Origin of the sequence: Trebonia sp., from assembly GCF_049794275.1 — a bacterium.
Classification (GTDB): Bacteria; Actinomycetota; Actinomycetes; order Streptosporangiales; family Streptosporangiaceae; genus Trebonia.
The window spans coordinates 1-1,788 of record NZ_JBARCR010000701.1 but is presented as its reverse complement, the minus strand read 5'-3'; the positions used below and the strand labels follow the sequence as shown (position 1 = coordinate 1,788).

Here is a 1,788-nt window from a genome sequence, read left to right as displayed (position 1 = left end):
GGTGGCCGGGTGGTATGGCCGGTCATCCGCCCGTCGCGCAGCAGCACTATCCGGTCGGCCCAGGCGGCTAGCTGCGCGTCGTGGGTCACCACCACCGCGGCCATGCCCCGCTGGCACGCCTCGTGCAGCAGCCGCATTACCTCGCCCGCGTTCACCGAGTCCAGCGCGCCGGACGGCTCGTCGGCCAGCAGCAGCCGGCGGTCCCCCACCACAGCACGGGCGATCGCTACCCGCTGCCGCTCGCCGCCGGACAGCTGATCGGGGTACCAGCCGGCCCGCCCCGCCACGCCGAGCGCTTCCAGCGCGGCCAGCCCGGCTTTGCGCGCTTTCGGCACCGCGACGCCGTCCAGTTCCAGCGGCAGCGCCGCGTTCTCGGCGGCGGTCAGGCCCGGGAGCAGGTTGAAATCCTGGAACACGTACCCGATCGCCCGGCGCCGCAGCCGGGCCTTGCGCCCCCGCGCCATCCCCGCCAGCGCCATGCCGCAGACCAGCACCTCCCCGCCGGTGGGTTCCTCCAGGCTTCCGGCGATGGTTAGCAGCGTGGACTTGCCCGACCCGCTGGGCCCCATCACCGCCACCATCTCCCCGGCCCGCACCGACAGGTCGACCCCGGCAAGCGCTTGTACCGCGGCAAGTCCCTGCCCGTAGGTCTTCGATACGTCGCGCAGCTCCAGCACGCTCACCGCGCTTCCGCTCACCGTGCTCCCGCCGGTCCCGTACCGTTCTGGCCCGCTCATCGCCGGGCCCCCAGCCGCCGTAGCTGCGGAGCGGGGACCGGGGCGGAGCCGGGCTTGGGCGGCTCGGCGGCAGCCCGCGCCAGGCGTACGTCCGCGGCGTCCAGCCAGCGGATCACCGCGTCGAGCCGGAACAGCTCCGCATCGACCACCAGCGCCAGGCCCAGGTCATCGCGGGCCTCGCCCTCCTTCAGCCTTGTCCACTGCTGCATCAGCTCGAGCAGGTACAGGCGGTGCGCCAGGATCACCTCATGCGCGTCGGTACCCGGCACCCGGGCCGCCACCAGCACCTTCATCACCAGCTCGTCACGCGGCGGGGAGGTCAGGTCCGGCGGCGTGCGCAGCCAGGCGGACAGCGCCTGCCGGCCGTCGGCCGTGATCCGGTACCGCTTCTGCGGCCCGTCCTGGCCGGCGTCGTCGGATTCGGCCAGCCCGTCGCGTTCCAGCCGGCCCAGCGTCTTGTACACCTGCCCGACGTTCAGCGGCCACACCTCGCCGGTCCCTGCCTCGAACTCCTCGCGCAGCTGCAGCCCGTATTTCGGCCCCTCCGACAGCAGCGCCAGCAGCGCGTACGGAACGCTCATGACTTCACCATGCCTGACATCATGTCCGGCACAATACCCGGCATACACCCTTCATGGCAATGTCTTATTCGCGCAGCTGCAGCGCTGGAGACCTGACCTATCCTCCGTAACCGGCCCGCGCCGCGACACCCCCGCCCCGCGCCGCGACACCCCCGCCCCGCGCCGCCATAGGAGCAGAAAATTACGTCAAAACGCTGATAACAGCAAGAAAGGCGTAACGTTCTGCTCCTGCAGGGTTGGAAGTGCTGAGGTCTTTGCCTGGCCCTACGGGACGGCCGCCGGCGGGGGCGCGGCGGCCGTTCTGAGCCCGCTGATTTCATGATCACGAAAGAAAAATCTCCTCTGCGCGTACTTTTCTTTCGTGATCATGAAATCAGCGGGCTCAGCCCGGCCGCACCCTCGCCGGTGAGCCGTCCCGGAGGGTCAGGCAACGACTTCAGCTCACACCCGTCACGCCAGCCCCGATCGGC

Annotated in this window: 2 protein-coding genes; both read right to left on the bottom strand. The window is 70.6% G+C overall.

Going from position 1 to position 1,788, the window contains the following annotated elements:
• Positions 1–737, bottom strand: a 737-nt coding sequence (locus tag WA805_RS18705; protein ID WP_425242970.1) for an ABC transporter ATP-binding protein, incomplete at its 3' end; no start/stop codon positions are given.
• The gene (locus WA805_RS18700; RefSeq protein WP_422274673.1) at positions 734–1,318 is read right to left on the bottom strand and encodes a PadR family transcriptional regulator; all 585 of its coding nucleotides are present in this window, start codon (positions 1,316–1,318) and stop codon (positions 734–736) included. The genes WA805_RS18700 and WA805_RS18705, both read right to left, overlap by 4 nt.
• Positions 1,319–1,788 lie beyond the last annotated feature (470 nt).